Raw genomic sequence first — 24,963 nt, 5'->3', positions numbered from 1 at the left:
GGTTATGCTCCTGCCTGCGCGCTGCTGCCGGGTGCCGGGGTGGCAGCCAGGGCCACTGTCCGCTTCTCGATCCGTTTCTCGCCGTCCGGCGCCAGGACCACACGCTGGACGAAGATCCCGGGTACATGGACGTGTTCGGGGTCCAGGTCACCCGGTTCAACCAGCTCTTCGACCTCGGCGATGGTGATGCGGCCGGCCATGGCGCACAGCGGGTTGAAGTTCATCGCGGCTGCGTGGAACACCAGGTTGCCGTGCCGGTCTCCCTTCCAGGCGTGGACCAGGCCAAAGTCCGGCGTCAGCGATTCCTCCAGGACGTAGTCGACGCCGCCGAAGGAGCGGACTTCCTTGGCTGCGGAGGCCACCGCGATCCCGCCGGCGGAGTCGTATTTCTGCGGCAGGCCGCCGTCGGACACCTGGGTGCCCACCCCCGCCTTGGTGTAGAACGCAGGGATCCCGGCGCCGCCGGCCCGCAGCTTCTCCGCGAGTGTTCCCTGCGGTGTGAGGACCACTTCGAGTTCGCCGGCGAGGTACTGGCGGGCAAATTCCTTGTTTTCACCAACGTAGGAGCTGATGGTGCGCCGGATCCGGCCGTCACGGAGCAGCAGCCCCAGGCCCCAGCTGTCCACACCGCAGTTGTTGCTGACCGTTTCCAGGTCTGAGGTTCCGGCCCGGTGCAGGGCGTCGATCAACGCGACCGGGATGCCGCAGAGCCCAAACCCGCCCACTGCCAGGGAGGCGCCGTGGGGGATGTCCGCGACTGCCTCATCGGCGCTGGCGACTACTTTGTCAATCATCGGGGGATCCTTTCAGACCGGCGCCTGCGGGGGGACTACAGTCCCAGTTCGCGGGCGATGAGCATCAGCTGGACTTCGGTGGTGCCCTCCCCCACTTCCAGGATCTTGGAGTCGCGGTAATGGCGTGCCACGGTGAACTCGTTGATGAAGCCATAGCCGCCGAATACCTGGGTGGCATCCCGCGCGTTGTCCATGGCCGCCTCGCCTGCGACCATCTTAGCGATGGCCGCCTGCGTCTTGAACGGCTTGCCGGCGAGCATCCTGGCTGCGGCGTCGTAGTAGGCCAGCCGGGCGGTGTGGGCCCGGGCTTCCATGCGGGCGATCTTGAAGGAGATGGCCTGGTATTTACCGATCGTGTGCCCGAACGCGCTGCGCTCCCGGGCGTATTTCACGGACAGGTCAACGCACCCCTGGGCGGCGCCGGTGGCCAGGGCTGCAATGGCGATCCGGCCCTCGTCCAGGATGGAGAGGAAGTTGGCGTAGCCGCGGCCCTCCTCCCCCAGCAGGTTGGCCTCGGGGACGCGGACGTCCTTCAGCGTCAGGGGGTGGGTGTCCGAGGCATTCCAACCCACCTTGTTGTAGGCCTTCTCTGCCCGGAAGCCCGGCGTTGAGGTGGGCACCAGGAGGGTGGAGATGTCCTTCCGGACGCTGCCGTCAGCGCGCTCGCTTTCGCCGGTCACGGCCGTGACGGTGACCAGTTTGGTGATGTCGGTCCCAGAGTTGGTGATGAACTCCTTGTTGCCGTTGATCACCCAGTTTCCGCCGTCACGGTGGGCGTGGGTTTTGGTGCCGCCCGCGTCCGATCCGGCTTCGGGTTCGGTGAGCCCGAAGCCCGCCAGGGCCTCCCCGGACGCCAGCATGGGCAGCCATTCCTGCTTCTGTGCGTCCGTTCCGAACCGGTACACGGGCATGGCGCCGAGGGAGACGCCGGCTTCGAGGGTGATGGCCACTGACTGGTCCACCCGGCCCAGCTGCTCCAGCGCGAGGGCCAGGGCAAAGTAGTCCCCGCCCATGCCGCCAAATTCCTCCGGGAACGGCAGGCCGAACAGGCCCATCTCCGCCATCTGCTTGACCACGCCGTACGGGAAGCTGTGCTCTTCGTCGTGCTTGGCGGACACCGGTGCCACCACGTTGTCGGCGAAGTCCCGGACCGTGTCGCTCAGGTCCTGGTACTCCTCGGTAAGTTCAAAACCGGTCATGGCCGGGCTCCTTCTGCTGTGGGATGTGTGGTGGACGGTGTTTCCGGGGTGTCAGGAGCGGATGCGCTGCCTGGGTGCGGGTGGATGGTGGCCAGGACCTGGTCCGCTTTGACCAGGTCGCCGGGTTGTGCGGCCAGCTTCACGATCCCCGCCAGGGGCGCCACCAGTTGGTGCTCCATCTTCATGGCCTCCACGGACAGCAAGACCTGCCCCGCGTCCACGGTGTCGCCGTTTTCTACAGGGACGGACACCACGGTGCCGGGCATCGGCGAGCGCACTTCCGGATCCGTGGCGCCTTCCTCGCGCTGGATGGCTGCGCGGAGGCGTTCCAGCCGGGCTTCCCGGGTGAGGACCTCCAGCCGGCAGGACCAGCCGCCGTTACCCAGGAAAACCTGCAGGGGAACGTCCGACGCCGGCTGGCCGGGTTGGGGCATTCCGTTTCCGGGGAAAACGGGGGCAACGTTGTATCGGGTGGGTACGCCGTCGAGCGTCACCTCTGCCTGGTGCGGCCCGGCGGGACGGAGCGCGGCACGATGCGGTGCGCCGCCGTCGACGGTCACTGTCACCGGACCCGCCTGCAGGTTCCCGGCCACCGTGACGGTGGCCGCACCGCCGTCCGGCAGCGCAAACGTGATGTGGCGTGGCGGCCTGCCGCCCAGCCGCCAGCTGTCCCGGCGTTGCCAAGGGCCGGCGGGGCCTTGTTCCTCCGTCCCCAGCGCATAGAGGGCCGCAGCCGCCAGTTCGCTGCCAGTGACCCCCCGGAAAGCGAGCTCCGGCAGCTTCCGCTCGATCAGCCCGGTGTCCAGGCGGCCGGCCTGGACATCCGGGTCGTTGAGCAGCAGGCGCAGGTACTCCACGTTGGTGTCCACGCCCAGCGCGACGTAACCGGCGAGCGCCGCATCCAGGGCTGCCAGGGCAGCCGGGCGGTCGTCGCCCCAGGCGATGACCTTGGCCAGCATCGGATCGTAGTCGGCGGAGAGCTCCAGCCCCGGCACCAGCGCGGAATCCACGCGGACGTTGCCGCCCTGGCCCGGGGCGTGCTCGGCCAGCACATGGACGGTCCCGGTGGCGGGCAGGAAGTTCTTCGCCGGCACTTCGGCGTAGACCCGCGCTTCCACGGCGTGGCCGGACAGCACTACGTCGGCCTGCCGGACAGTGAGCGGTGCGCCGGCAGCGATCCGCACCTGCCACTCCACCAGGTCGATGCCGGTGACCATCTCGGTGACCGGGTGCTCCACCTGCAGGCGGGTGTTCATTTCCATGAAGTAAAACTGGTCCGGGGCGTCGTCCGAGACCAGGAACTCCACCGTTCCGGCGCCGCTGTACGCCACGCTGCGGGCGGCGTTGCAGGCGGCCTCCCCGAGCCTGGCGCGGATGGCGGCCCCGTCCGGGAGTCCCTCGAGCAGGGGTGAGGGTGCTTCCTCGATGACTTTCTGGTGCCGGCGCTGGAGGGAGCATTCGCGTTCGCCCAGGTGGATCACGTTGCCGTGGTTGTCCGCCAGGACCTGGACCTCGATGTGGCGGGGCGTACCGACCAGGCGTTCCAGGAAGAGGGTGTCGTCGCCGAAGGCGCTGGCTGCCACGCGCCGGGCGGTGGCCAGCACCCCCGGCAGCTCCGCCGCGGATGCGACGGCGTGCATTCCCTTGCCGCCCCCGCCGGCCGACGGCTTGATAAGCAGGGGGAAGCCGACGCCGGCCGCAGCGTCAAGGAGGTCCTGATCGGTCATGCCCGGCCTGGCAACACCGGGGACCACGGGGACGCCGTACCCGGCCACGTGGTTCTTGGACCGGATCTTGTCCCCCATGATGTTCAGTGCTTCCACCCCCGGCCCGATGAAGGCGACGCCGGACTTGGCCAGCGCGCGGGCGAAATCGGCGTTTTCGCTCAGGAAGCCGTAGCCCGGGTGGACGGCGTCCGCGCCGGTGCGGCGGCAGGCGTCCACAACGGCGTCAATGTTCAGGTAGCTCTCCGCCGCTGCGGCGGGGCCGATCCGGACGGCGGTGTCGGCTTCGCGCACGTGCCGGGCGCCGGCGTCGGCATCGCTGTAGACGGCGACGGAGCGGATGCCCAGCGTTTTGAGCGTCCGGATGACGCGGCAGGCGATTTCGCCGCGGTTCGCCACCAGGACGGTGCCGAAAAGGGCACCCGTTTCCTTGGCGGGGCGGGTGGTTGCTGGCGTGGTCATAGGGCTCACATCCGGAAGAGGCCGAAAGAGGTATCCGGCAACGGGGTTCGGGAGACAACGTCGAGGGCGAGGCCCAGCACGGTGCGGGTATCTGCAGGGTCGATCACACCGTCGTCCCACAGCCGGGCAGTGGAGTAATACGGGCTGCCCTGATCCTCGTACTGCTCCTTGATGGGGGCTTTGAAGGATTCCTCATCGGCCGCCGGCCAGTCTTCCCCTGCGGCCTCATACTGGTCCCGTTTGACGGTGGCCAGCACGCTGGCCGCCTGGTTGCCGCCCATCACGGAAATCCGGGCCGCGGGCCACATCCAGAGGAACCGGGGCGAGTAGGCCCGGCCGCACATGGAGTAGTTTCCGGCTCCGAAAGAACCGCCGATCACCACCGTCAGCTTGGGCACCCGTGCCGTGGCTACCGCGGTGACCATCTTGGCGCCGTTCCTGGCGATGCCGCCGTGCTCGGCGTCCTTGCCCACCATAAAACCGGAGATGTTCTGCAGGAAGACCAGCGGGATCCCGCGCTGGTCGCAGAGTTCAATAAAATGGGCGCCCTTGAGCGAGGACTCGCTGAACAGGACACCATTGTTGGCCACGATGCCTACCGGGTGGCCATGCAGCCTGGCGAAGCCCGTCACCAGGGTGGTGCCATATTCCCGCTTGAACTCGTGGAACGTGCTGCCGTCCACCAGCCGGGCGATGACTTCGTGGACGTCGTAGGCGGCGTTCACGTCCGTGGGGACCGCTCCATAGAGTTCGTCCTCGTCCACCACGGGCGGCACGGGCGGTTCCACCTGCCAAGCCGGTGCGGCCGGCTGCGGGAGGGTGGCGACGATGTCCCGAAGGATCTGCAGGGCGTGCCGGTCGTTGTCCGCCAGGTGGTCGGTGACGCCGGAAATCCGTGAGTGCACGTCGCCGCCGCCCAGTTCCTCTGCCGTTACCACCTCGCCGATGGCGGCCTTCACCAGCGGCGGACCGCCCAGGAAAATGGTGCCCTGGTTGCGGACGATGACCGTTTCATCGCTCATGGCCGGGACGTAGGCTCCGCCCGCGGTGCAGGAGCCCAGCACCGCAGCGAGCTGCGGGATTTTGGCTGCGGACAGCCGGGCCTGGTTGTAGAAGATCCGGCCGAAGTGGTCCCGGTCCGGGAAGACCTCGTCCTGCATGGGCAGGAACGCCCCGCCCGAATCAACGAGGTAGATGCAGGGCAGCCTGTTTTCGAAGGCGATTTCCTGGGCCCGGAGGTGTTTTTTGACCGTCAGCGGGTAATACGTTCCGCCCTTGACGGTGGCGTCGTTGGAGATGACCAGCACCTGGCGGCCGTGGACCGTTCCGATGCCCGCGATGACCCCGGCGCCGGGCGCGTCGCCACCATACATGCCGTCCGCTGCCAGCGGGGCGATCTCCAGGAAGGGACTGCCGTCATCCAGGAGGCCGTCGATGCGTTCCCGGGGCAGCAGCTTGCCGCGGGCCACATGGCGCTGGCGGGACTTTTCCGGGCCACCCTGGGCGGCGGTCTGCAGCCGTTCCTTCAGCTCAGCCACCAGTTGGAGCTGCGCCTCCCGGTTGGCGGTGAACGCTTCGCTGCCTGGTTGCAGGCGGCTGGCAAGGGTCTCCATCGACGCGTCCATTCCCATGTTTTCCGACCGGCAAAAGCCAACTCGGTTAGTGACTAATAACTGAAATTCAGGTTAGTCTCTATTAACTGTGATGTCCAACACAGGTGCTGCCTTGCTAGAATCTGCGGGTCCAAGGAGGAAAAGTGCCAAGCAATGACACCACGCACATGGGCGGGAACAGCGGTCCACTGCCCGGTGGTGCCGGCACCACGGCAGGACTCACGGCGGGAACCACCGCGGGAACCACCGCGGGAACCACCCAGCGGAGCCAGGCCAAGGAGAACCGCCGGCAGGCGCTGCTGGCCGCTGCCGCTTCCCTGTTTGCCCGCGACGGGTTCACCCGGGTATCGCTGGAGGACCTCGGCGCCGCGGCAGGCATCAGCGGACCCGCTGTGTACCGGCATTTTCCGGGCAAGCAGGCGGTGCTGGCAGCGCTGCTGGTGACTGTGAGCGAGGACCTGCTGGCGGGCGGCCGGCAGGTAGTGGACCGGCACCCCGATCCCCTCACCGCCGTGCGCCGGCTGGTGGCGTTCCAGGTGGAGTTCGCCTTGGGCAAACCGGACGTGATCCGGGTGCAGGACCGTGACTTCAGCGCCCTGGCCGGGCCCGACCAGGCGGCGGTGCGCCTGCTCCAGCGCAGCTACGTGGAGGTGTGGGTGGATGTCCTGGTGCAGCTCCATCCGGGCACTGACCCTGCAGAGCTCCGCATGCGTGCCCAGGCCACCTTCGGCCTGATCAACTCCACGCCGCATTCCGTATCCGGGCACGGCCGGCGGGTTGCCTCGAAGACCGCCCGCCCGCTGCTAGAGGCCATGGCCGTGGCGGCCCTCACGGTTGGGACGCCGGAACCTGTTTCCTGACCGCGGCTTGCTGACCACGGCTTGCTGGTCAGGCCCACTGATCAGGGTTCCTGGTCAGGGTTGCTGATCAGGCTTGCTGATCCGGGTTCCTGGTCAGGGTTGCTGATCAGGCTAGCTGGTCAGGGTTCCCGGTCAGGCTTGCTGATCAGGCTAGCTGGTCAGGGTTGATGATCAGCCCGGCCGAGGCCTGGCCGGGGTCCCGACCAGGCCCGGCCCGACAAAGCCCTCAGACCATGGTGAGGGCCATGCCGGGTTCTGCCAGGATGGCGCCGACATCGGCAAGGAAACGGGAGCCCTGCTCACCGTCCACCAGACGGTGGTCGAAGGACAGGCTGAGCGTGATGACTTGCCGGAGGGCCACTTCCCCGCGGTACTCCCACGGCGCAGTCCGGACAGCCCCCAGCGCCAGGATCGCCGCCTCACCGGGATTCAGGATGGGCGTGCCGGCATCAATGCCGAACACACCGATGTTGGTGATGGAGAGCGTCCCACCGGACAGCTCTCCGGGCGCGGTCCGGCCGGCCCTCGCTGTGTCGGTCAGTGCTGCCAGCGCTTCGGCGAGCCCAGCCAGGGACAACCGGTCCGCGTCCTTGATATTCGGAACGGTAAGGCCCCTTGGAGTAGCGGCGGCTATCCCCAGGTTCACGTAGTTATAGGTGACGATCTCCTGGGCGGCACCGTCCCAGCGCGAATTCAGCGATGGGTTGCGCCGCAGGGCGATGAGCACCGCTTTCGCCGCGAGTGTGAGCGGCGTCAGCCGGAGTGCACCGTACTCCCTGCTTGCCTTCAGCCGGCCCAGCAGCTCCATGGTGGGAGTGACATCGACCGTGAGGAACTCCGTGACGTGCGGGGCCGTGAAGGCACTTTCCACCATGGCCGCTGCAGTGTATTTCCGCACTCCCTTGATGGGCGTGCGGAATTCACGTTCACCGGCCCCCTGCACCACAGGCTGCTTCCCGGGCTGCTCACCTGACTGCTGCTCCGCCGCCCGATGCTCCGCGGGGGTTCCCGTCTCCCCGGGCGCACCGTGGACAAAAGCCTGGACGTCTTCCCTGGTGATCAGGCCCTGCGGTCCGGTGCCAGCAACCTGCGCGAGGTCCACCTGGAGGTCGCGGGCCAGCTTGCGGACCGGTGGGGTGGACCGCGGCCGCTCCACGGTGCTTTCCACCGGTTTGGCTGCGGCGGGACCTGCTTGGCGCGGCGTGACCGGGGCTGGATCGGCGGCGCTCGAACCAGCGGGCGCGAAAATCCTGGGCCGCCGGGCCGGCCTGCCGGAGCTTTCGACGACGGCCCCGTACCCGACGAGGTTGGGCTCCCGCTTGGGCGTGGCCGGCACTGCGTCCACTGCCGACTGCCCGCGCGCGGCACTTGCTGCCACGGCATCTTCCGTCGCGCCCTCTTCTGGCACAGCGGTGACGGTCCCAGCGGCGCCTTCGGTTGCGGCTGCACCGTTGGCCGGACCTTTGGCTGCAGCGGCCGGCGGGAGGGCGGCGTCGTCCGGCACCTCAAAGGAAACGATGGGGTTCCCTACCGCCACCACGGAGCCTGGCTGCTCATGCAGTTCCCTGATGACACCCGCAAATGGCGACGGCAGTTCCACCACAGCCTTTGCCGTCTCGACTTCGGCGATCACCTGGTTGAGGGTGACAGTGTCCCCCACCGCCACCTTCCAGCTGAGGATTTCTGATTCGGTAAGGCCCTCGCCCAGGTCCGGGAGCCGGAATTCCTTGATCATGGTGGCGCTCATCCTTCCAGCCCGCTCAGGGAGTTGGGCCGGCCCAGGGCACGGTCAACGCCGTCCAGGATGCGGTCCAGGCCGGGCAGGTGGTGCATCTCCAGCTTGGAATAGGGGTAGGGGATGTCAAAGCCGGTGATCCGGACGGGTGCCGCCTCCAGGTGGTTGAAGCACCGTTCGGTGATGCTGGCTGCGACTTCGGCGCCGAGGCCACCGGATTGCCCTGCTTCGTGTGTGACCACCAGGCGGCCGGTCCTGCGGACCGAGGCCACCACGGTGTCGTAGTCCACGGGGGCCAGCGAGCGCAGGTCAATGACCTCCAGGGAGATCCCTTCGTCCGCGGCCGCCGCGGCGGCGTCCAGTGCGGTTTTGACCAGCGGCCCGTACGCCACCAGGGTCACGTCGGTGCCTTGCGTCAGGACCCTGGCCTGTCCCATGGGCAGCGCTGCGGCACGGTCAACCCCTTCATCCACCTCGCCCTTGTCGTGGTACCTGCGCTTCGGTTCGAAGTAGAGGACGGGATCATCACAGGAGATGGCCTGCTGGATCACTGTGTAGGCGTCCTGCGGGTTGGAGACGCTGACCACGCGCAGGCCGGAGGTGTGCGTGAAGTAAGCCTCCGGGGATTCGGAGTGGTGTTCCGGGGAGCCGATGCCGCCGCCGAACGGGACCCTGATGGTGATGGGCATCCTGACGGCGCCCTGGGTGCGGTAGTGGAGCTTGGCCACCTGGCTGACGATCTGGTCGAAGGCGGGGTAGATGAAGCCGTCGAACTGGATCTCCACCACGGGGCGGTAGCCGCGGTAGGCCAGGCCAACCGCGGTTCCGAGGATGGCTGACTCCGCCAGCGGCGTGTCCACCACGCGGTGTGTACCGAAGTCCTTCTGCAGGCCGTCCGTGATCCGGAAGACGCCGCCGAGGGCGCCGATGTCCTCCCCCATCAGGATCACCTTGGGATCGTTTTCCAGCGATTTGCGCAGGCCCGCGTTGATGGCGCGGGCGAAGGTCATGCGGGTCATCAGCGTGCACCCTCCTGGGTTGCGGCTCCGGCGGGTTCCCCGAAGGAGGCCAGATATCGGGCGTAATGCTCCTGCTGCCGGTCCAGCCACGAGTTGGGAGTGCTGTAGACATGCCGGAAAACGTCCATGGGCTCAGGGTCCGGCATGGTGGTGCAGCCCTTACGCATCCGGTGGGCAACGGCGTCGGCCTGGTCCCTGACGTGCTGCTGGAAGTCCGCCGTCAGCACGCCCTTCCGTTCCAGGAGCGCCGCCACCCGGCTGATGGGATCCTTCGCCGCCCAGTCTTCAAGTTCGTTGGCGTCCCGGTACCGTGTGGGGTCATCGGCTGTGGTGTGCGGACCCATCCGGTAGCTGACGGCTTCGATGAACGTGGGGCCGCCGCCACGCCGCGCCCGGTCCAGTGCGAGCCGGGTGACGGCCATAACGGCCAGGACGTCGTTCCCGTCCACCCGCAGGCTGGGGATGCCGAAGCCGGCAGCACGGTCGGCAAGCTGGATATGGGACTGCAGCCGCACCGGTTCGGAAATTGCCCAGTGGTTGTTGGTGCAGAAGAAAACAACCGGCACCTGGAAGCTCGCCGCGAAGACCATTGCCTCATTAACGTCGCCCTCACTGGTGGCGCCGTCACCGAAGTACGCCACGGAAACGGCGTCCGCGCCGTCGTACTGGATGCCCATGGCATACCCCGTGGCGTGGAGGGTCTGGGCGCCGATGATGATCTGCGGGGTGGCCATGTTGATGGCGTAGGGATTCCAGCCAGATGAAGCGTTGCCCCGCCACACCCGGACCAGGTCCGTGAGGTCCACGCCCCGGCAGTAAGCCACGCCGTTTTCCCGGTAGCTGGAAAACACAAAATCGTCCTGGCGGAGCGAACGGCCGGAACCGATCTGTGCCGCTTCCTGGCCCAGCAGTGGCGGCCAAAGGGCGAGTTCGCCCTGGCGCTGCAGGGCGGTGGCCTCCACGTCGATGCGCCGGATGACCGTCATGTCCTCGAACAGGGAGCAGAGCTGTTCGTCGCTGACATCCTTGACCCAGAAGTCGAATTCCGGATGGCTGACCCGCTCCCCCGCGGGAGTGATCAGCTGGATCAGGCGGTGTGCCACCGCAGGGCTGGTTTCCGCCATTTCCGGGGCTGCTGCCGCGCCCTGGCCCGTTTCGTCTGTAGACACGATAGCCCGCACCTTCTTACGTCGTTTGACCTGCGGTTGCGGGGCTTTTGGCCCTGCCCACCGCGGGCCGCCCGGGCGCCGTTGCCCCGGATATTGTGACCCTACTCACAACCACCACAAGGTACAACCACTGCACGGATCATTGAGCAAAGTGCCCTGTCCGGAGTATCTGCACCGTGCTAGCGTTGCGCATTATGCAAGCTCTGGATGGCACTGACACCCGCCTCTTATCCGCCCTGGCGCAGGATCCCCGCCGGACCGTGGTGGCCCTGGCCCAGAAGCTTGGCCTGTCCCGGAACACCGTGCAGGCCCGGATGGCCCAGCTTGAGAAGAAGCACGCCTTCCTGTCGTTTGAGCGGCGGATCAATCCTGCCGCGCTGGGCTATCCGTTGATGGCCTTCATTTCGGTGCATGTGCAGCAGCAGAAACTCGCCGGCCTGGCCGGCGAACTTGCGGGCATCCCGGAAATCCTGGAAGGGTACGGGCTCACCGGCTCCGCCGACCTCCTGTTGCGCGTGGTGGCGCTCGACGCCGAGGACCTGTTCCGGATCAACGGGAAGATCCTGGGCTGTGACGGCGTGGACCGGACCGACACTGCCCTCGCCATGGGGGAACTGATTCCGTTCCGGGTCCAGCCACTGCTGGACCGTGGGTCCGCGGCCGGCTAGCCCCGGCACGCGTTCTGTGCCGCACGCCCGCCGGCCACGCCCGGGACAGCGGGGGGTTATAGGCTTGGTGGCAGATATTGGCGGCCCGGCAGCGGGCCCCTCAGACGGTGCAGCGCACCACGTCCGGAAAGGCTCTACCTTGAGCAGTCCCCAGGAACCGAACCAGTCCGGCCCGTCAGGCTCCGAACCCCGGCAGCCGGACGTTCCCGGGCAGCCCCCCGTTCCGCCACCACCACCGGCGTTCGGGCCCGGACCATATCCGGCACAGCCAGGCCAGGAACAACCCTTCGGCACCGGGGTCCCCGGCCAGCAACAACCCGGCCAGCATGCCCAGAACCAGTACGCGCAGAACCCCTACGCCCAGGCGGGTCCCACCCCGTTTGGCCTCCCCGGGGAGGCACCCCGGCCGAAGCGGCGCAGGACGCTGTGGATCATCCTTGCAGCCGTGGGCGGTTTCCTGGTGCTTGTTGCCATCGGCGTGATTGTCCTGATCAATGTTGTGGGCGGAGCCACCAACCAGGCAAAGGGACTCGCGGATGGGTTCACGGACCTGGTCATCGCCGGCGACACCTCGACGGCCTACGACGATTACCTGGACCCTGCCCTGCAGAAGCAGATCTCCAAGGAATCGTTCATTGCCGGCATCGAAAGCCTCGATATGGACGCCAGCTGCAAGCCGGACTACAACAGCGTCAACGTGGCCACGGAGAATGGCAGCAAGTCGGCGGACATCGCCGGTGTCATCGCCTGCGACGGCGGGAACGTTGACCTGGCCTACCACTTTGAAGGCACTGACCAGCTGAAGATGACCAACATCAAGCTGCGGCCCGCCGGGTAGCGGAACCCTGCACACCACCAACCCGCCACACCACAAAGCCTCCGTGCACTGTCCAGTGCACGGAGGCTTTGTGTCCGGGCGGGGTTAGTGGTTGGTGGCCTTTTCCGCCCCGACGCCGGTCAGGGAACGGACCTCCATTTCGGCCTGCTTGGCGCTGTCTTCCTTGTTCCGGTCCAGGATGGTGCCCAACCAGCCCAGGATGAACGCCAGCGGGATGGACACTATGCCCGGGTTGCTGAGCGGGAAGATCGCGAAGTTGGCGTCCTTGACCATGGACGTGGCCGCACCGGACACCACCGGGGAGAAGATGATCAGGATGATCGCCGACCCGAGGCCGCCGTACATGCTCCAGACGGCGCCCCGCGTGGTGAAGCGGCGCCAGAACAGCGAGTAGATGATGGTGGGCAGGTTGGCGGAGGCGGCCACGGCGAACGCAAGCGCCACCAGGAACGCCACGTTCTGGCCGTTGGCGAAGATGCCGCCCAGGATGGCCAGGACGCCGATGACCACCACCGTGCGGCGGGCCACCTTAACTTCCGTGGCGGCGTCGGCCTTCCCCTTGGCGATGACGCTGGCATAGATGTCATGGGCGAAGGACGCCGCGGCGGTGATGGTCAGGCCGGCCACCACGGCCAGGATGGTGGCGAACGCGACGGCCGAGATGAAGCCCAGCAGGAGCGGCCCGCCCAGGTGGAACGCGAGCAGCGGTGCTGCGGAGTTCACGCCGCCGGGGGCCGACTTGATGGTTTCCGCCCCGACCAGTGCCGCTGCGCCGTAGCCCAGGACCAGGGTGAAGAGGTAGAACAGGCCGATCAGCCAGATGGACCAGACCACGGACTTGCGGGCTTCCTTGGCGGTGGGGACGGTGTAGAACCGCATCAGCACGTGGGGCAGCGCTGCCGTGCCCAGGACCAAAGCCAGGCCAAGCGACATAAAGTCCAGCTTGGAGGTGTTCGTTTTGCCGTACTGCAGGCCCGGGTTGAGGACCGCGGGGTTGTTGGCGGTCTCCACGGCCGCTCCCAGCAGGGTGGAGAGGTTGAAGCCGTAAATGGCGAGGACCCACAGGGTCATCACAGCGGCCCCGGCAATCAGCAGGATGGCCTTGATGATCTGCACCCAGGTGGTGCCCTTCATGCCGCCGATCAGGACGTACATGATCATCAGGGCGCCGACGACGATGATCACCAGTGCCTGCCCGCCCCAGTCGCTGATGCCCAGCAGCAGGGAGATCAGGCTTCCGGCGCCGGCCATCTGCGCCAGCAGGTAGAAGAAGCACACGGCCAGCGTGGAGATGGCCGCCGCGATGCGTACCGGGCGCTGCTTCAGGCGGAAGGACAGCACATCGGCCATGGTGAACTTGCCGGTATTGCGCAGCAGTTCCGCCACGAGGAGCAGCGCCACCAGCCAGGCCACCAGGAAGCCGATGGAGTACATAAACCCGTCGTAGCCGTTGATGGCGATCGCACCGGTGATGCCGAGGAAGGACGCTGCCGACAGGTAGTCGCCGGCAATCGCGGTGCCGTTCTGGGATCCGGTGAAGGACCGGCCGGCCGCGTAGTAGTCGGCGGCCGTTTTGTTGTTTTTGCTGGCCCGGAACACGATGACCATGGTCACTGCCACAAAGAGGCCAAAGATTCCCATATTCAGCAGGGTGGTGTCCTTGAGGGCTGCAACATCGACAGCGAGGGGGACGGTGATCATTTGTTCGCTCCGCTCACTCGGTTGCCGTCTTTATCGAACTCGTGGCCTTCGATTTCGTTCCTGATGTCCGCTGCGATGGGATCGAGCCGGCGGTTGGAGTAGCTGACGTACCAGCCGGTGATGGCGAAGGTGGACACAAACTGGAGCAGGCCCAGGATCAGGCCCACGTTGATGTTGCCCCACACCTTGGTGGACATAAAGTCCACGGCGTAGTCCGCCAGCAATACGTAGGCGAAGTACCAGAGCAGGAAGGCCACGGCCATGGGAAACACAAAGCTGCGGTGGCGTTTGCGGAGCTCCTGGAACTGTTCTGTCTTCTGGACCTGTTCAAAGTCCACGGACGCGGTGGCGTCCGGAGTGTGGGCGTCGTTACCCATCGTTCCTCCTCATTGAGACGTAAGGTTCACACGCGGCGGCGGGCCGGGGTAGAGGCCTGCGCAGATGTGACTGCAATCACTCTGCGGTGCGGCGCCGCCCACAATCCAGTGCCTGCCCCCGGGTGGTCGCTCAACGGCGGGAATGCTGCGGCGAGCGGCACCCGCCGCTACGCTGGGCACCATGCCCGACTCCCCGCTCCTGACCGCCGCGGCAGTGGCAGTGATCGCCCTGGCCATTGCCGTCGTTGTGGGTGTTGGCCTCAAGGTGCTCCGTTCCTTCCGCGACCTGGGCACGGACGCCGAACGCGCCACCTACAAAACCCTCCACGCCGCCTCCGAGGCGGGACAGCACCTGCGCCGTGGCCTCAACCCGGCCGGAGCGGCGAAGGCCAGCCGCCAGTTGCGCACCCTGTTGGGGTGTGAGGCGCTGGCCATCACGGACACCACGGGTGTGCTGGCCTGGGACGGCGCGGCGGAGGACCTCAAACCCCGGCTGATGGAACTTGCCGCCGGGGTCCTGGCTGGCGGCCGGACGGCCGTGCTGCCCGCCGGCGCCGGGCAGGCTCCAGCCGGGCAGGCTCCAGCCGGGCAGGCTGCAACCGGGCCTGACGGCACGGGCAGCAGGCTGGCCGCCGTGATAGCCCCCGTCCGGGCCGGCACCCGCGTGGTGGGTGTGGTGGCGGCGTTTGCCCCGTCGGCCGGCGCCGGGCTGGTCCGGGCCACCGGCGAAGTGGCGGACTGGGTGGCCGTCCAGGTGGAACTGGCCGAACTCGATGCCTCCCGCTCCCTGCTGATGGAGGCAGAGGTCCGCGCGCTCAGGGCGCAGATCAGCCCGCACTTCATCTACAACTCGCTCAACGCCATCGCATCCTTCATCAATACGGACCCCGCCCGGGCCCGTGACCTGGTGGTGGAGTTTGCGGACTTCACCCGGTACTCCTTCAGGCGGCACGGTGACTTCACCACCCTCGCGGAGGAACTGCGCTGCATTGACCGCTACCTGCTGCTGGAGCGGGCCAGGTTCGGAGAGCGGGTGCAGGTCAGCCTCCGGGTGGCACCGGAGGTGCTCAGCACCGTCATCCCGTTCCTGAGCCTGCAGCCGCTCGTGGAAAACGCCGTCCGCCACGGCCTGGAGGCCAAGGAAGGGCCTGGCCACATCACCATCACCGCCGACGACGCCGGCGCGTTCGCCCAGGTGACCATCGAGGACGACGGCGTGGGTATGGACCCGGCGCAACTCCGGGCCGTGCTGGCAGGCCACGCCGACGGCGACCATGTGGGGCTGCGGAACGTTGATGCCCGCCTGCGCCAGGTCTACGGGAACGAGCATGGCCTGGTGATCGACACCGCGCCCGGCGAAGGCACCCTCATCACCATGCGCGTGCCCAAGTCCCAGCCCGGCCACGACGCGTGAGCCGGCGGCCCCGGCGGAAAGTACCCTTGGAGCATGATTAACGTCCTCGTCGTTGATGATGAGCTACCCGCCGTTGAGGAACTGGCGTTCCTGCTGGGCCGGGACGAACGGATCGGCAGGGTTTTCCGGGCCACCTCAGGCAGCGAAGCCCTGCTGGCGCTGGCCACGGCGCCCGTGGACGCCGTGTTCCTGGACATCCACATGCCTGCAGTCTCCGGCCTGGACATTGCCCGGGCCATCGCCGCGAGCAGCAACCCGCCCGCGGTGGTTTTTGTGACGGCGGATGAGGACCACGCGCTGGCCGCCTTCGAACTGGCCGCCGTCGACTACCTGCTCAAACCCGTCCGCTCCGAACGGCTGGCCCGTTCGGTGGGCCGGATCAGTGAACTCCGCGACGGCGGCGCGGCGCCTGAGATGATCACCGTGGACCTGGGCGGCAGCACCAAAATGATCAGGCGCGACGACGTCACGTACGTCCAGGCGCAGGGCGACTACGCGCGCCTCCACACCGCCGAGGCGAGTTACCTGATCCGGGTGCCGTTGGCCGACCTGGAACAGCAGTGGGCGGAGGCCGGCTTCATCCGGACCCACCGCTCCTACCTGGTGGCCCTGAAGCATGTGATGTCAATGAAGCTGGCCGCTGACGGACCCAGCGTCACGGTTGCCGGCGCGGGGCTGCCCATCAGCCGCCGCCACCTGCCCACAGTGCGGGAGAAACTCGAAGCCACCCGGATCAGGCCGCACGCATGACCCGGATCCGGGTCACCACGCCGCTGACCGCCCCCGCTTCCGGCCCCGGCCCCGAAAGCCGTGAAGCTGCCCAGGACTCAGACGTGGGCCAGGTCTTTGTCCGGTCCCTGATCCGTTCGCAGCTGCGGCTGGCGCTGGTGGTAGCCGGCGGGTTCCTGGTGATCCTGGCGGCGTTTCCGCTGACCCTGGCCGCCGTGCCGGGCCTGGCTGAATCCCGGCTGGCCGGGATCCCCTTCGGCTGGCTGCTCCTGGGTGCGGGCATCTACCCGGTCATCGGGTTGAGCGCCTGGTTGTTCGTCCGCTCCGCGGCCCGGAACGAAGCCCGCTACCGGGACCTGGCCGGAGACAGGTGAGGCGGCTGTGAACCCCGGCGTGGCGCTGGCAGCCGTGGCCGTGGTGTCGCTGGCCACGGCCGCGATCGGCTTCTATGGCCTGCGGATCTCCCGCACCACCGGCGACTTCTACGTTGCCTCCCGGACGGTCCGGCCATGGTGGAACGCCTCGGCGATCGGCGGCGAGTATCTGTCCGCCGCGAGCTTCCTGGGGGTGGCCGGGCTCATCCTGCTCTCCGGGACCGATGCCCTGTGGTTCCCCGTGGGCTACACGGCCGGCTACCTGATGCTGCTGTTGTTTGTGGCTGCGCCGCTGCGCCGCTCGGGCGCCTACACGATCCCCGACTTCACCGAGGCTCGCCTCGATTCGAAGGCCGTCCGGAAGGTCACCAGCCTGGTGGTGGTACTGGTGGGCTGGCTCTACATCGTGCCGCAGCTGCACGGCGCCGCACTGACCATCCGGATCACCACCGGCTTGCCGTCCTGGGCCGGCTCCGTGGCGGTGGTGGTGGTGGTCTGCCTGACGGTGGTCTCCGGCGGGATGCGGTCCATCACCTTTGTCCAGGCGTTCCAGTACTGGCTCAAGCTCACGGCCCTGGCGCTGCCCATCCTGTTCATCATCTTTTACCTGGCTGGAACAGGAACCCCAGCACTGGCGCCGCCCGCGGCCAACCCCACCGGCGCTGCCCCCACCGGGCTGTACCAGAACGTGTCGCTGCTCGTGGCACTCCTGTTCGGCACGCTCGGGCTGCCGCACGTGCTGGTCCGGTTCTACACCAACCCGGACGGGCAGTCAGCGCGCCGGACCACGCTGATTGTCCTTGGCCTGCTGTCCGTGTTTTACCTCTTCCCCACCGCGTATGGGCTGGTGGGCCGGGTCTTCGCACCGGGCCTGGCCCGGGCCGGGCAGGCGGATGCCATGGTGCTGCTGCTCCCTGGCGAACTTGTGGGTGGGGTGGCAGGTGACCTGCTCTCGGCCCTTGTAGTGGCCGGCGCGTTTGCCGCGTTCCTGTCCACCACATCGGGGCTGGTGGTGTCGCTGGCCGGCGTCATCAGCCAGGACGTCCTGGGCGGCGGCGTCGGCGGGTTCCGGCTCGCGGCGGTGCTGTCCGCCGTCGTGCCCCTGGGTTTTGCCTTCATGACGGACTCCCTGGCCCTGGCCGGCAGCGTGGGCCTGGTGTTTGCGTTTACCGCCTCCACGGTGTGCCCGGTGCTGCTGCTGGGCATCTGGTGGCGGGGACTAACGGACGTCGGGGCCATCGCCGGTATGGCCACCGGCGGGCTCCTTTGCGGCGGCGCGATGATCGCCGGCGCGGTTTCCGGCGCCGCGAACATCCCGGTGTGGCTGGCGCAGCCCGCCGCCTGGACCGTCCCGGCCGCGTTCGCCGTGATGGTGCTGGTCTCCCGTGCCACAGCCCGGCGGGTGCCCGGGACGATGCCACGGGTGATGACCCGCTTGCACACGCCGGAACGGCCGCTGGCAACCGAACGCTGATCGGTGCACAATTACGGCATGTCCACCGACGCCGGAAGCACTCCACGGCAGCAGGACGGGGCGCCGCCCGTCCAGCTGCCCGATACCGGTGCGGGGCCTGCCGCGGCGCCGGCCGGTGCAGTCCCGGCCGCTGTGCGGGCCCAGCTGCTGGCCACGGAGCACTGGGGACTGCTGGCATCCCGCAGCACCGCCCAAAGTGAGGTCCTGACCAGGATCAGCATGTTCCTCACATTCACCTCCGCCAGTGTGGTGAGCGTGGCCCTGGTGGGGCAGGCCACAAAATTCTCCGAGCCGTTTTTCCTGCTTGCCGCGACCGTGCTCTGCATCGACGTTGCCATGGGTCTGCTCACGCAGGTGCGGGTCATCAACGTGGCGCACGAGGACCTGATGTATGTGACGGCCATGAACCGGCTGCGCGGCGCCTACGTTGACCTGGATCCCGGCGTGGCTCCCTACCTGATGGCCGGTTACCACGACGACCAGGCCGGGATGGACACTACTTACTACTTCTTCGGGGGCCGCAGCAAGTTCAGCCACGTGGCAGGCAGCAGCATGCTGTTTATCATCACCGCTAACGGCGCCCTCCTGGGTATGCTGGCAGGCGTCCTGCTGGCGGTCCTCGGTGCAGGCACGATCACGTCGTTCCTCGCCGGCGCTGCCGTCGGCCTGGCGTTCATCGCGTGGTCATCGGTGAGCGGCGCGCGCTCCTACCAAGGAATCCTGCGGCGCCACACGCCACTCTCCCCCACGCCGGCCGCCCCGGGCCCGTGACGTGACCCCTGGCCGGTGATTGGCCGGTGATTGGCCGGCAGGCGGACGGTACACCGGAGGACGGTACACCGGCGAGCGGTCCACCCGGCGGCGTAGCTCCCGCAGCGTAGCGCTGGGTCAGTCGATGGCCGCCATAAGTTCAACCACGCGGTCCAGGAACGCGTCCACCTGGGTTTCCTCGTAGCCGTCGGCGCCGGCGGCGGGGCGGAAGACGGCGCGGCGGACGTTGTCCACGCTCAAGGGCTTGTCGTTTTCGAGGTAGGCCACGAGTTCGCTGCAAAGGCTGTCCACGTCAGCCGTGTTGTAGCTGCGGACTTTGCTCTTGGCGGGCCGGCGGAACCTTTCGCCGTCAGGCCGGTGCAGACGGCCCCGGAGGATGCCGGACAGGTTGCCGATCTCCCGCAGCCAGGCTTCTTCGCCGCTGGCGGCGATCAGTTCATCGCGTTCCCGGCGGGCGAAGGCGTCTTCCAGCCGGTCCAGCGCGGCGTCCACCACGGTGGCGGAGTAGCCGCCCTTGACCGGGTCAAAGGACACTGCACGCACGTCCGAGCTGTGCACCGGCCGGTTGGCGGGTTCCGGTGCCTCGAGGGACACCCTGGCCTGCTGCAGGAACTTGTCCACCTGTTTGGCGTTATAGCCGTAGTCGCTGCGCTGTACGCGCTCGAAGGACGCGGGGATGTGCCGATGAATGTCCAATGCCACTTTCATTCCTTCAATGCTTTGGCCGGCCCGGCTTCTGTGCGGGGCCCGGCTGCGGTTGGGTCAGGCCCCGGAGAACAGGACGTACAGGACAAAAACGAGGGGCGAGGCAAAAACGATGGAATCCAGCCGGTCCATCACGCCGCCGTGGCCCGGGAGGATGTCGCTCATGTCCTTGACGCCGAGTTCACGCTTGACCATGGATTCGGCCAGGTCCCCGATGGTGGCGGCCACGACCGTGCCCACGGCCAGGGCGACACCCACCCACCAGGGCTTGTCCAGGATGAAGATGCACGCCAGGATCCCAATCAGCATCGCGCCCGCCACCGAGCCGGAAAAACCTTCCCAGGTTTTTTTGGGGCTGATTTTGGGTGCCATGGGGTGTTTGCCCAGGGACGCGCCCACCAGGTATCCGAACGTGTCGTTGGAGACCACCAGAAGCAGCATCACCGCTACCTGCCAGGCCCCTTCGGGGATGGTTCCGCCCGGCCACAGGCCCAACGGGGTCGCCCCGCCGGCCACGTGCAGCGGCAGGGCCGCGAAGCTGATGAAGAACGGCACCCAACCCAAAGTGAAGACCCCGGCGAAGATGCTGTTGGCCGAGCCAGCGGCGCTTTCGATGGACCGCCATAACAGCACCGCAATGCAACTCGCCAGCATGGCGAACAGCAGGCTTTCGATGCCGCCGAGGTAGGCCACAAACGGCATGGCCACTGTTCCGGTCATCACCGGAATGATGGGCATCCTGGTGCCGTTGGCTTCCAGCGCCCGGTAGATCTCCCAGACCCCGAAGACGCCGAACGCGGTGGTGACCGCGACAAACCCGAGGGGCAGGAACAGCAGCCCGCCCAGGACCGCAATGAGCATGGCCAGCCCCACCACAACGGCGGCGGGCAGGTTACGCCCGGCCTTCGGGGTGGGATTGGGCCTGGGCTGCTTCCCCCGGGTGCGCGGCCCTGGTGCCGGGGCCTGTTCTGCCTGGCCCATCAGACTTCGAGCAGCTCTGCTTCCTTGCGCTTGAGCAGCTCATCGATGCCGTCCACGTGCGCTTTGGTCAGGCCGTCCAGTTCCTTTTCGGCACGGTTGCCGTCATCCTCACCGGCCTCGCCGTCTTTGACCAGGCGGTCAAGGGTTTCCTTGGCCTTGCGGCGGATGTTCCGGATGGACACCTTGGCGTCCTCGCCCTTGTTCTTGACGATCTTGACGTATTCCTTGCGGCGTTCCTTGGTCAACTCCGGGATGGTGATCCGGATGACGTTGCCATCGTTGGACGGGTTGGCGCCAACCTCGGAGTCGCTCAAGGCCCGCTCGATGTCGCGCAGGGCGGTCTTGTCGAACGGGGTGATGAGGATGGTGCGGGCGTCCGGGATGGCGAAGGAGGCCAGCTGCTGCAGGGGCGTGGGTGAGCCGTAGTACTCCACCAGGACCTTGTTGTAGAGGCCCGGGTTGGCGCGGCCGGTGCGGACGGAAGCGAAATCGTCCTTGGCTACCTCTACGGCCTTGTCCATCTTTTCTTCGGCTTCGAGCAAGGTTTCTTCGATCACGGCATCTCCTGACGGTTCGGGTGCAGTCCGGGGCGCCGGTTTCCTGCACACACGTGGTTCTTCTGTTGCTGGTTCCGGCCCCGCCTGCAGGGCGGGGAACGGAAGGGTCCTGAAATCATCCTAGCCGCAGCTAGGCGGAGACCAGGGTGCCCAGCTTTTCGCCCTTGATGGCGCGGGTGACGTTGCCTTCGCCTTCCATGCCGAACACAACCATGGAGAGGTCGTTGTCCTTGCACATGGTCATGGCGGTCTGGTCCATCACGCGGATGTCGCGGCGCAGCGCGTCGTCGTAGCTGAGCGTCTCCAGCCGCTCGGCGGTGGGGTCCTTCTTGGGGTCCGCCGTGTACACGGCGTCCACGCCGCTCTTGGCCATCAGGACCACGTCTGCGTGGACTTCGAGGGCGCGCTGGGCGGCCACGGTGTCGGTGGAGAAGTACGGCAGGCCGGCGCCGGCGCCGAAGATGACAACGCGGCCCTTTTCCATGTGGCGGATGGCGCGGCGCGGAATGTAGGCCTCTGCGACCTGGCCCATGGTGATGGCGCTCTGGACGCGGGTTTCAACGCCGGCCTGTTCCAGGAAGTCCTGCAGGGCCAGGCAGTTCATCACGGTTCCCAGCATGCCCATGTAGTCGGCGCGGGAACGGTCCATGCCGCTCTGGGACAGCTCTGCCCCGCGGAAAAAGTTGCCGCCACCCACCACGATGGCCACTTCAACGTCCGGCACGGCTGCGGCGATCTGCTTGGCGACGTCGCGGACGGTCTCGGGGTCAACACCGAGCTTTCCGCCGCCGAAGACCTCACCCGAGAGCTTCAGGAGGACCCGCCGCTTGTTTTTTTCCGGTTGGATTACACTGTTGACGGCTTCCATGATGCCTTCCCGTTGATGAGTCTGAAAAAAGGTTATCCTGCCGGGGCCGATGCCCGGTAACGGCCGGTTGCATGCAAAAGGGGCAGCCACCGAAGTGGCCGCCCCTTGGCAGGATCGGCTAGGAGCCGACGCGGAAGCGCGCGAACGCGGTTCCCTTGACACCGGCCTCTTCGAGGACCTGTGCCACTGACTTCTTGGCGTCCTTGGCGAAGGACTGGTCAACCAGGACCTCACCCTTGAAGAAGCCCGTTACGCGGCCTTCAACAATCTTGGTGAGGGCGGCTTCGGGCTTGCCTTCGGCCTTGGCGGTCTCCTCGGCGATGCGGCGCTCGGAGTCAACCAGGTCGGCCGGAACGTCCTCGCGGGTGAGGTAGTTCGGGGCCATCGCGGCGATGTGCACGGCAACGTCGTGGGCGGCGGTGGCGGCGGCTTCGCCTGCACCGTCAACAGCGAACAGCACGCCGACCTGGGCCGGAAGGTCCTTGGAGGTCTTGTGCAGGTAGGCGTCAACCGTGCCGCCTTCGATGCGGGAGATCCGGCGGACAACAACCTTTTCACCCAGGATGGCGCCCTCTTCGACGACAACCTCGGACAGCGGCTTGCCGTCAACTTCGGTGGCCAGCAGGGTTTCGAGATCGGCAGCGCCGGACTCGACAGCAACAGCCAGGACCTGGTCGGCGAGCTGGATGAACTTGTCGGCCTTGGCCACGAAGTCGGTTTCGCAGTTGACTTCGATCATGATGCCGACGCCGTTGCTGACCTTGGCAGCAACCAGGCCTTCAGCGGTGGAACGGCCTTCGCGCTTCGTGGCACCCTTGAGGCCCTTGATGCGGATGATTTCGATGGCCTTCTCGGCGTCACCGTTGGCTTCGTCAAGAGCCTTCTTGACATCCATCATGCCGGCGCCGGTGCGCTCACGCAGGGCTTTGATGTCCGCGGCAGTGTAGTTCGCCATGTGAACCCCTCTGTCTAGAAATTTGATGTGGTGTACGGACTGACAGGATGGCAGCCCACACCGTGGGCGGCCATCCTGTCAGTGGCTCCGGCTGCACGCAGCGCGGAGAGTCCGGATTTACTTGTGTTACTTGGCTTCTTCGGCAGGAGCCTCGGCGGCGGGAGCCTCGGCAGCAGCCGGGGCTTCCTCTGCAGCGGCTGCAGCCGGAGCTTCTTCGGCGGCGGGAGCAGCAGCTGCGGCTTCCTCGGCCTTGTTGCCTTCGAGGAGCTCGCGCTCCCACTCGGCCAGCGGCTCTTCCGGAGCTTCCGTGGTACCGGTTGCACGCTGGTTGCGGGCGATCAGGCCCTCAGCAACGGCGTCGGCAACAACGCGGGTCAGCAGGTTGACGGAGCGGATGGCGTCGTCGTTACCCGGGATCGGGAAGTCGACTTCGTCCGGATCGCAGTTGGTGTCCAGGATGGCCACAACCGGGATGTTCAGCTTCTTGGCCTCGTCAACGGCGAGGTGTTCCTTCTTGGTGTCCACGATCCAGAGCACGGAGGGTGCCTTGGTCAGGTTGCGGATACCACCGAGGTTGGTTTCCAGCTTGGTCAGTTCACGGCGAAGGAGCAGCAGTTCCTTCTTGGTGTACGCGGAACCGGCGACGTCGTCGAAGTCGATCTCTTCGAGTTCCTTCATGCGCTGGATGCGCTTGGAGACCGTCTGGAAGTTGGTCAGCATACCGCCGAGCCAACGCTGGTTCACGTAGGGCTGGCCCACGCGGGTTGCCTGCTCGGCGATGGATTCCTGCGCCTGCTTCTTGGTGCCGACGAAGAGTACGGTACCGCCGTGTGCAACGGTGGCCTTCACGAACTCGTAGGCACGGTCGATGTAGGACAGCGACTGCTGCAGGTCAATGATGTAGATACCGTTGCGCTCCGTGAAGATGAAACGCTTCATCTTCGGGTTCCAACGGCGGGTCTGGTGTCCAAAGTGGACGCCGCTGTCAAGCAGCTGGCGCATAGTTACGACGGGCATGCCGACGCTCCTTCCGGCAGGTCATTCATGAGAGAGCCCATGGCTCTCTTACCCTGCCAATTGTTGACGGTTGGTTTAGCGTGACCCGGGTTGGGCCGTGCTCCTGGCATCCATCACGCTTCCCATCAGGACCGGTAAGGTCCTGACCGCAGGAGGCGCGATCCTCCCAGGGAAAGCCGGAGCTTTCCTGCAGGAGGGCTGGATGCGCGTAGTCAGCCACCGCTCCCCCACACTCCTGAATGAGATGTGCCGACGCGCCCCGGACAGGGGTGTACACCGCTGGGGTGGACCACCGGGACGGGAGGCGTTGAGGGCGCAGCAAACTGCTCCGTCAAGTGTACTACAGCCGCCCGCTTCCGCTGGACACCGGGAGCGGCCCGGCAGGACGTTTTCCACATGGCCAGGCCGGCAGCTTCCGGGGCGTCCCCGGCAGGTGGATGCTGGGTTGATGAAGAGCTTACTGCTCCTGGCGGCACTGGTACTGGTGGCCGGAACCACGGTGCCGGCGGATACGCCGCGGGCCGGCTGGCAGTGGCCGCTCTCCCCCCGTCCGCAGGTGCTGCGTCCGTTCGCACCGCCGCCCCAACCGTGGCTCAGCGGGCACCGCGGGGTGGACCTGGTCGCAGCGTTCGACGGCGCCCCGGTCGCCTCGCCTGCCGCCGGCACCGTGTCCTTCGCCGGGGTGGTGGTTGACCGGCCGGTGCTGACCATCGACCACGGAAACGGACTGCGGAGCAGTTTCGAACCGGTACTCAGCACCCTTCCGACGGGCACGGCCGTGACCGCCGGACAGGTGGTGGGGCAGCTGGCGGGGACCGCCGCGGGCGGGCACTGCGGCTCCGTTCCCTGCCTGCATTGGGGCGTCCGGCAGGGAGGCGCCTACCTGGACCCGCTGGAGTTTGTGATGGACCTGCGCCCATCCGTCCTGCTGCCGCTAAGCGGCGAACCGCCGTGAGGCA

Annotated in this window: 24 protein-coding genes; 9 read left to right on the top strand and 15 right to left on the bottom strand. The window is 67.1% G+C overall.

All coding sequences use genetic code 11. From position 1 onward, the window contains the following. Window positions 1-2 precede the first annotated feature (2 nt). Genes ACRB8A_RS06625 through ACRB8A_RS06610 form a run of 4 tightly spaced genes read right to left on the bottom strand, consistent with a single transcriptional unit; the run spans window position 3 to window position 5,792 of the window. Window positions 3-794 carry a CoA transferase subunit A gene (locus tag ACRB8A_RS06625; protein WP_050687579.1) on the bottom strand — a complete coding sequence of 264 codons (792 nt, stop codon included), beginning with the start codon at window positions 792-794 and terminating at the stop codon, window positions 3-5. Between the two features lie 35 nt (window positions 795-829). Beyond that, the gene (locus ACRB8A_RS06620) at window positions 830-1,993 is read right to left on the bottom strand and encodes an acyl-CoA dehydrogenase family protein (RefSeq protein WP_056598952.1); all 1,164 of its coding nucleotides are present in this window, start codon (window positions 1,991-1,993) and stop codon (window positions 830-832) included. Continuing rightward, a complete protein-coding gene (locus ACRB8A_RS06615) occupies window positions 1,990-4,179 on the bottom strand; it encodes a biotin carboxylase N-terminal domain-containing protein (protein ID WP_432245868.1) in 2,190 nt (729 codons plus the stop codon). The genes ACRB8A_RS06620 and ACRB8A_RS06615 overlap by 4 nt, the downstream gene beginning before the upstream one ends. Before the next feature lie 5 nt (window positions 4,180-4,184). Beyond that, window positions 4,185-5,792: a carboxyl transferase domain-containing protein gene (locus ACRB8A_RS06610; protein WP_432245867.1), complete on the bottom strand. Its 1,608-nt coding sequence runs from the start codon at window positions 5,790-5,792 to the stop codon at window positions 4,185-4,187. Between the two features lie 143 nt (window positions 5,793-5,935). Between ACRB8A_RS06610 and ACRB8A_RS06605 the strand changes: the two genes are divergently transcribed. Next, window positions 5,936-6,652: an SACE_7040 family transcriptional regulator gene (locus tag ACRB8A_RS06605; protein ID WP_432245866.1), complete on the top strand. Its 717-nt coding sequence runs from the start codon at window positions 5,936-5,938 to the stop codon at window positions 6,650-6,652. A 226-nt stretch (window positions 6,653-6,878) separates the two neighbouring features. On the opposite strand, the gene ACRB8A_RS06600 is transcribed toward ACRB8A_RS06605, so the two are convergent. Genes ACRB8A_RS06600 through pdhA form a run of 3 tightly spaced genes read right to left on the bottom strand, consistent with a single transcriptional unit; the run spans window position 6,879 to window position 10,575 of the window. After that, on the bottom strand, window positions 6,879-8,399 hold the full coding sequence (locus ACRB8A_RS06600; RefSeq protein ID WP_432245865.1) for a dihydrolipoamide acetyltransferase family protein: 1,521 nt from the start codon (window positions 8,397-8,399) through the stop codon (window positions 6,879-6,881). Beyond that, entirely contained in the window at window positions 8,396-9,406 is a 1,011-nt protein-coding gene (locus ACRB8A_RS06595; RefSeq protein ID WP_432245864.1) for an alpha-ketoacid dehydrogenase subunit beta, read from the bottom strand. The genes ACRB8A_RS06600 and ACRB8A_RS06595 overlap by 4 nt, the downstream gene beginning before the upstream one ends. Then, on the bottom strand, window positions 9,406-10,575 hold the full coding sequence (pdhA, locus tag ACRB8A_RS06590) for a pyruvate dehydrogenase (acetyl-transferring) E1 component subunit alpha (protein ID WP_432245863.1): 1,170 nt from the start codon (window positions 10,573-10,575) through the stop codon (window positions 9,406-9,408). The genes ACRB8A_RS06595 and pdhA overlap by 1 nt, the downstream gene beginning before the upstream one ends. A gap of 194 nt (window positions 10,576-10,769) precedes the next feature. Here pdhA and ACRB8A_RS06585 point away from each other — a divergent pair, with 194 nt between their 5' ends. After that, window positions 10,770-11,243 carry an Lrp/AsnC family transcriptional regulator gene (locus ACRB8A_RS06585; RefSeq protein WP_050687561.1) on the top strand — a complete coding sequence of 158 codons (474 nt, stop codon included), beginning with the start codon at window positions 10,770-10,772 and terminating at the stop codon, window positions 11,241-11,243. Between the two features lie 139 nt (window positions 11,244-11,382). Continuing rightward, window positions 11,383-12,081 (top strand): hypothetical protein, encoded by a 699-nt coding sequence (locus ACRB8A_RS06580; RefSeq protein ID WP_056598969.1) that lies wholly within the window; start codon window positions 11,383-11,385, stop codon window positions 12,079-12,081. 84 nt (window positions 12,082-12,165) lie between these two features. On the opposite strand, the gene ACRB8A_RS06575 is transcribed toward ACRB8A_RS06580, so the two are convergent. Together ACRB8A_RS06575 and ACRB8A_RS06570 are read right to left on the bottom strand one after the other, a co-directional pair. Next, window positions 12,166-13,782 carry a solute symporter family protein gene (locus tag ACRB8A_RS06575; RefSeq protein WP_056598972.1) on the bottom strand — a complete coding sequence of 539 codons (1,617 nt, stop codon included), beginning with the start codon at window positions 13,780-13,782 and terminating at the stop codon, window positions 12,166-12,168. Beyond that, window positions 13,779-14,159, bottom strand: a complete 381-nt coding sequence (locus ACRB8A_RS06570) for a DUF485 domain-containing protein (RefSeq protein ID WP_050687555.1) — start codon at window positions 14,157-14,159, stop codon at window positions 13,779-13,781. Before ACRB8A_RS06570 ends, ACRB8A_RS06575 begins: the two co-directional genes overlap by 4 nt. A 181-nt stretch (window positions 14,160-14,340) precedes the next feature. Between ACRB8A_RS06570 and ACRB8A_RS06565 the strand changes: the two genes are divergently transcribed. The 5 genes from ACRB8A_RS06565 to ACRB8A_RS06545 are packed head-to-tail and all read left to right on the top strand — an operon-like array spanning window position 14,341 to window position 18,921. Beyond that, on the top strand, window positions 14,341-15,573 hold the full coding sequence (locus ACRB8A_RS06565; RefSeq protein WP_056599062.1) for a sensor histidine kinase: 1,233 nt from the start codon (window positions 14,341-14,343) through the stop codon (window positions 15,571-15,573). A 33-nt stretch (window positions 15,574-15,606) separates the two neighbouring features. Next, entirely contained in the window at window positions 15,607-16,323 is a 717-nt protein-coding gene (locus ACRB8A_RS06560) for a LytR/AlgR family response regulator transcription factor (protein ID WP_432245862.1), read from the top strand. Further along, on the top strand, window positions 16,320-16,676 hold the full coding sequence (locus ACRB8A_RS06555; protein WP_050685464.1) for a hypothetical protein: 357 nt from the start codon (window positions 16,320-16,322) through the stop codon (window positions 16,674-16,676). The genes ACRB8A_RS06560 and ACRB8A_RS06555 overlap by 4 nt, the downstream gene beginning before the upstream one ends. Window positions 16,677-16,683: 7 nt before the next feature. Next, complete coding sequence (locus ACRB8A_RS06550) at window positions 16,684-18,150, top strand: cation acetate symporter (protein ID WP_056598975.1); 1,467 nt, start codon at window positions 16,684-16,686, stop codon at window positions 18,148-18,150. An 18-nt stretch (window positions 18,151-18,168) separates the two neighbouring features. Then, the gene (locus ACRB8A_RS06545; RefSeq protein WP_235504711.1) at window positions 18,169-18,921 is read left to right on the top strand and encodes a hypothetical protein; all 753 of its coding nucleotides are present in this window, start codon (window positions 18,169-18,171) and stop codon (window positions 18,919-18,921) included. Window positions 18,922-19,038: 117 nt separating this feature from the next. Here the strand turns inward: ACRB8A_RS06545 and ACRB8A_RS06540 are convergent, their stop codons facing one another. The 6 genes from ACRB8A_RS06540 to rpsB form a co-directional block, all read right to left on the bottom strand. Then, window positions 19,039-19,623 (bottom strand): DivIVA domain-containing protein, encoded by a 585-nt coding sequence (locus tag ACRB8A_RS06540; protein WP_056598977.1) that lies wholly within the window; start codon window positions 19,621-19,623, stop codon window positions 19,039-19,041. Window positions 19,624-19,683: 60 nt separating this feature from the next. Further along, on the bottom strand, window positions 19,684-20,607 hold the full coding sequence (locus ACRB8A_RS06535) for a phosphatidate cytidylyltransferase (protein ID WP_050685462.1): 924 nt from the start codon (window positions 20,605-20,607) through the stop codon (window positions 19,684-19,686). Continuing rightward, on the bottom strand, window positions 20,607-21,164 hold the full coding sequence (frr, locus tag ACRB8A_RS06530; RefSeq protein ID WP_050685461.1) for a ribosome recycling factor: 558 nt from the start codon (window positions 21,162-21,164) through the stop codon (window positions 20,607-20,609). The genes ACRB8A_RS06535 and frr overlap by 1 nt, the downstream gene beginning before the upstream one ends. Window positions 21,165-21,294: 130 nt before the next feature. Then, window positions 21,295-22,032, bottom strand: coding sequence for a UMP kinase (gene pyrH, locus ACRB8A_RS06525; RefSeq protein WP_050685460.1), 738 nt, complete (start codon window positions 22,030-22,032; stop codon window positions 21,295-21,297). Window positions 22,033-22,150: 118 nt separating this feature from the next. Continuing rightward, entirely contained in the window at window positions 22,151-22,987 is an 837-nt protein-coding gene (gene tsf, locus ACRB8A_RS06520) for a translation elongation factor Ts (RefSeq protein ID WP_050685459.1), read from the bottom strand. A 126-nt stretch (window positions 22,988-23,113) separates the two neighbouring features. Beyond that, entirely contained in the window at window positions 23,114-24,004 is an 891-nt protein-coding gene (gene rpsB, locus ACRB8A_RS06515) for a 30S ribosomal protein S2 (protein ID WP_056598980.1), read from the bottom strand. A 448-nt stretch (window positions 24,005-24,452) separates the two neighbouring features. On the opposite strand from rpsB, the gene ACRB8A_RS06510 reads away from it, so the two are divergent. After that, window positions 24,453-24,959, top strand: coding sequence for a M23 family metallopeptidase (locus tag ACRB8A_RS06510; RefSeq protein WP_050685457.1), 507 nt, complete (start codon window positions 24,453-24,455; stop codon window positions 24,957-24,959). The last annotated feature ends 4 nt before the right edge of the window (window positions 24,960-24,963 follow it).

The organism is Arthrobacter sp. G.S.26, from assembly GCF_050847375.1.
Taxonomy (GTDB): Bacteria; Actinomycetota; Actinomycetes; order Actinomycetales; family Micrococcaceae; genus Arthrobacter.
The sequence above is the reverse complement of the archived record's forward strand: the minus strand, read 5'-3'. Positions and strand labels throughout refer to the sequence as shown.

Excerpts from the sequence above, each read along its gene's own strand:
- ACRB8A_RS06595 (WP_432245864.1), bottom strand. The coding sequence starts at position 9,406 with ATGACCCGCATGACCTTCGCCCGCGCCATCAACGCGGGCCTGCGCAAA.
- ACRB8A_RS06555 (WP_050685464.1), top strand. The coding sequence starts at position 16,320 with ATGACCCGGATCCGGGTCACCACGCCGCTGACCGCCCCCGCTTCCGGC.
- ACRB8A_RS06535 (WP_050685462.1), bottom strand. The coding sequence starts at position 20,607 with ATGGGCCAGGCAGAACAGGCCCCGGCACCAGGGCCGCGCACCCGGGGG.
- ACRB8A_RS06615 (WP_432245868.1), bottom strand. The coding sequence starts at position 4,179 with ATGACCACGCCAGCAACCACCCGCCCCGCCAAGGAAACGGGTGCCCTT.
- ACRB8A_RS06510 (WP_050685457.1), top strand. The coding sequence starts at position 24,453 with ATGAAGAGCTTACTGCTCCTGGCGGCACTGGTACTGGTGGCCGGAACC.
- ACRB8A_RS06585 (WP_050687561.1), top strand. The coding sequence starts at position 10,770 with ATGCAAGCTCTGGATGGCACTGACACCCGCCTCTTATCCGCCCTGGCG.
- rpsB (WP_056598980.1), bottom strand. The coding sequence starts at position 24,004 with ATGCCCGTCGTAACTATGCGCCAGCTGCTTGACAGCGGCGTCCACTTT.
- pyrH (WP_050685460.1), bottom strand. The coding sequence starts at position 22,032 with ATGGAAGCCGTCAACAGTGTAATCCAACCGGAAAAAAACAAGCGGCGG.
- ACRB8A_RS06545 (WP_235504711.1), top strand. The coding sequence starts at position 18,169 with ATGTCCACCGACGCCGGAAGCACTCCACGGCAGCAGGACGGGGCGCCG.
- ACRB8A_RS06565 (WP_056599062.1), top strand. The coding sequence starts at position 14,341 with ATGCCCGACTCCCCGCTCCTGACCGCCGCGGCAGTGGCAGTGATCGCC.
- tsf (WP_050685459.1), bottom strand. The coding sequence starts at position 22,987 with ATGGCGAACTACACTGCCGCGGACATCAAAGCCCTGCGTGAGCGCACC.
- ACRB8A_RS06620 (WP_056598952.1), bottom strand. The coding sequence starts at position 1,993 with ATGACCGGTTTTGAACTTACCGAGGAGTACCAGGACCTGAGCGACACG.
- ACRB8A_RS06575 (WP_056598972.1), bottom strand. The coding sequence starts at position 13,782 with ATGATCACCGTCCCCCTCGCTGTCGATGTTGCAGCCCTCAAGGACACC.
- ACRB8A_RS06600 (WP_432245865.1), bottom strand. The coding sequence starts at position 8,399 with ATGAGCGCCACCATGATCAAGGAATTCCGGCTCCCGGACCTGGGCGAG.
- ACRB8A_RS06610 (WP_432245867.1), bottom strand. The coding sequence starts at position 5,792 with ATGGAGACCCTTGCCAGCCGCCTGCAACCAGGCAGCGAAGCGTTCACC.
- ACRB8A_RS06625 (WP_050687579.1), bottom strand. The coding sequence starts at position 794 with ATGATTGACAAAGTAGTCGCCAGCGCCGATGAGGCAGTCGCGGACATC.
- ACRB8A_RS06570 (WP_050687555.1), bottom strand. The coding sequence starts at position 14,159 with ATGGGTAACGACGCCCACACTCCGGACGCCACCGCGTCCGTGGACTTT.
- ACRB8A_RS06560 (WP_432245862.1), top strand. The coding sequence starts at position 15,607 with ATGATTAACGTCCTCGTCGTTGATGATGAGCTACCCGCCGTTGAGGAA.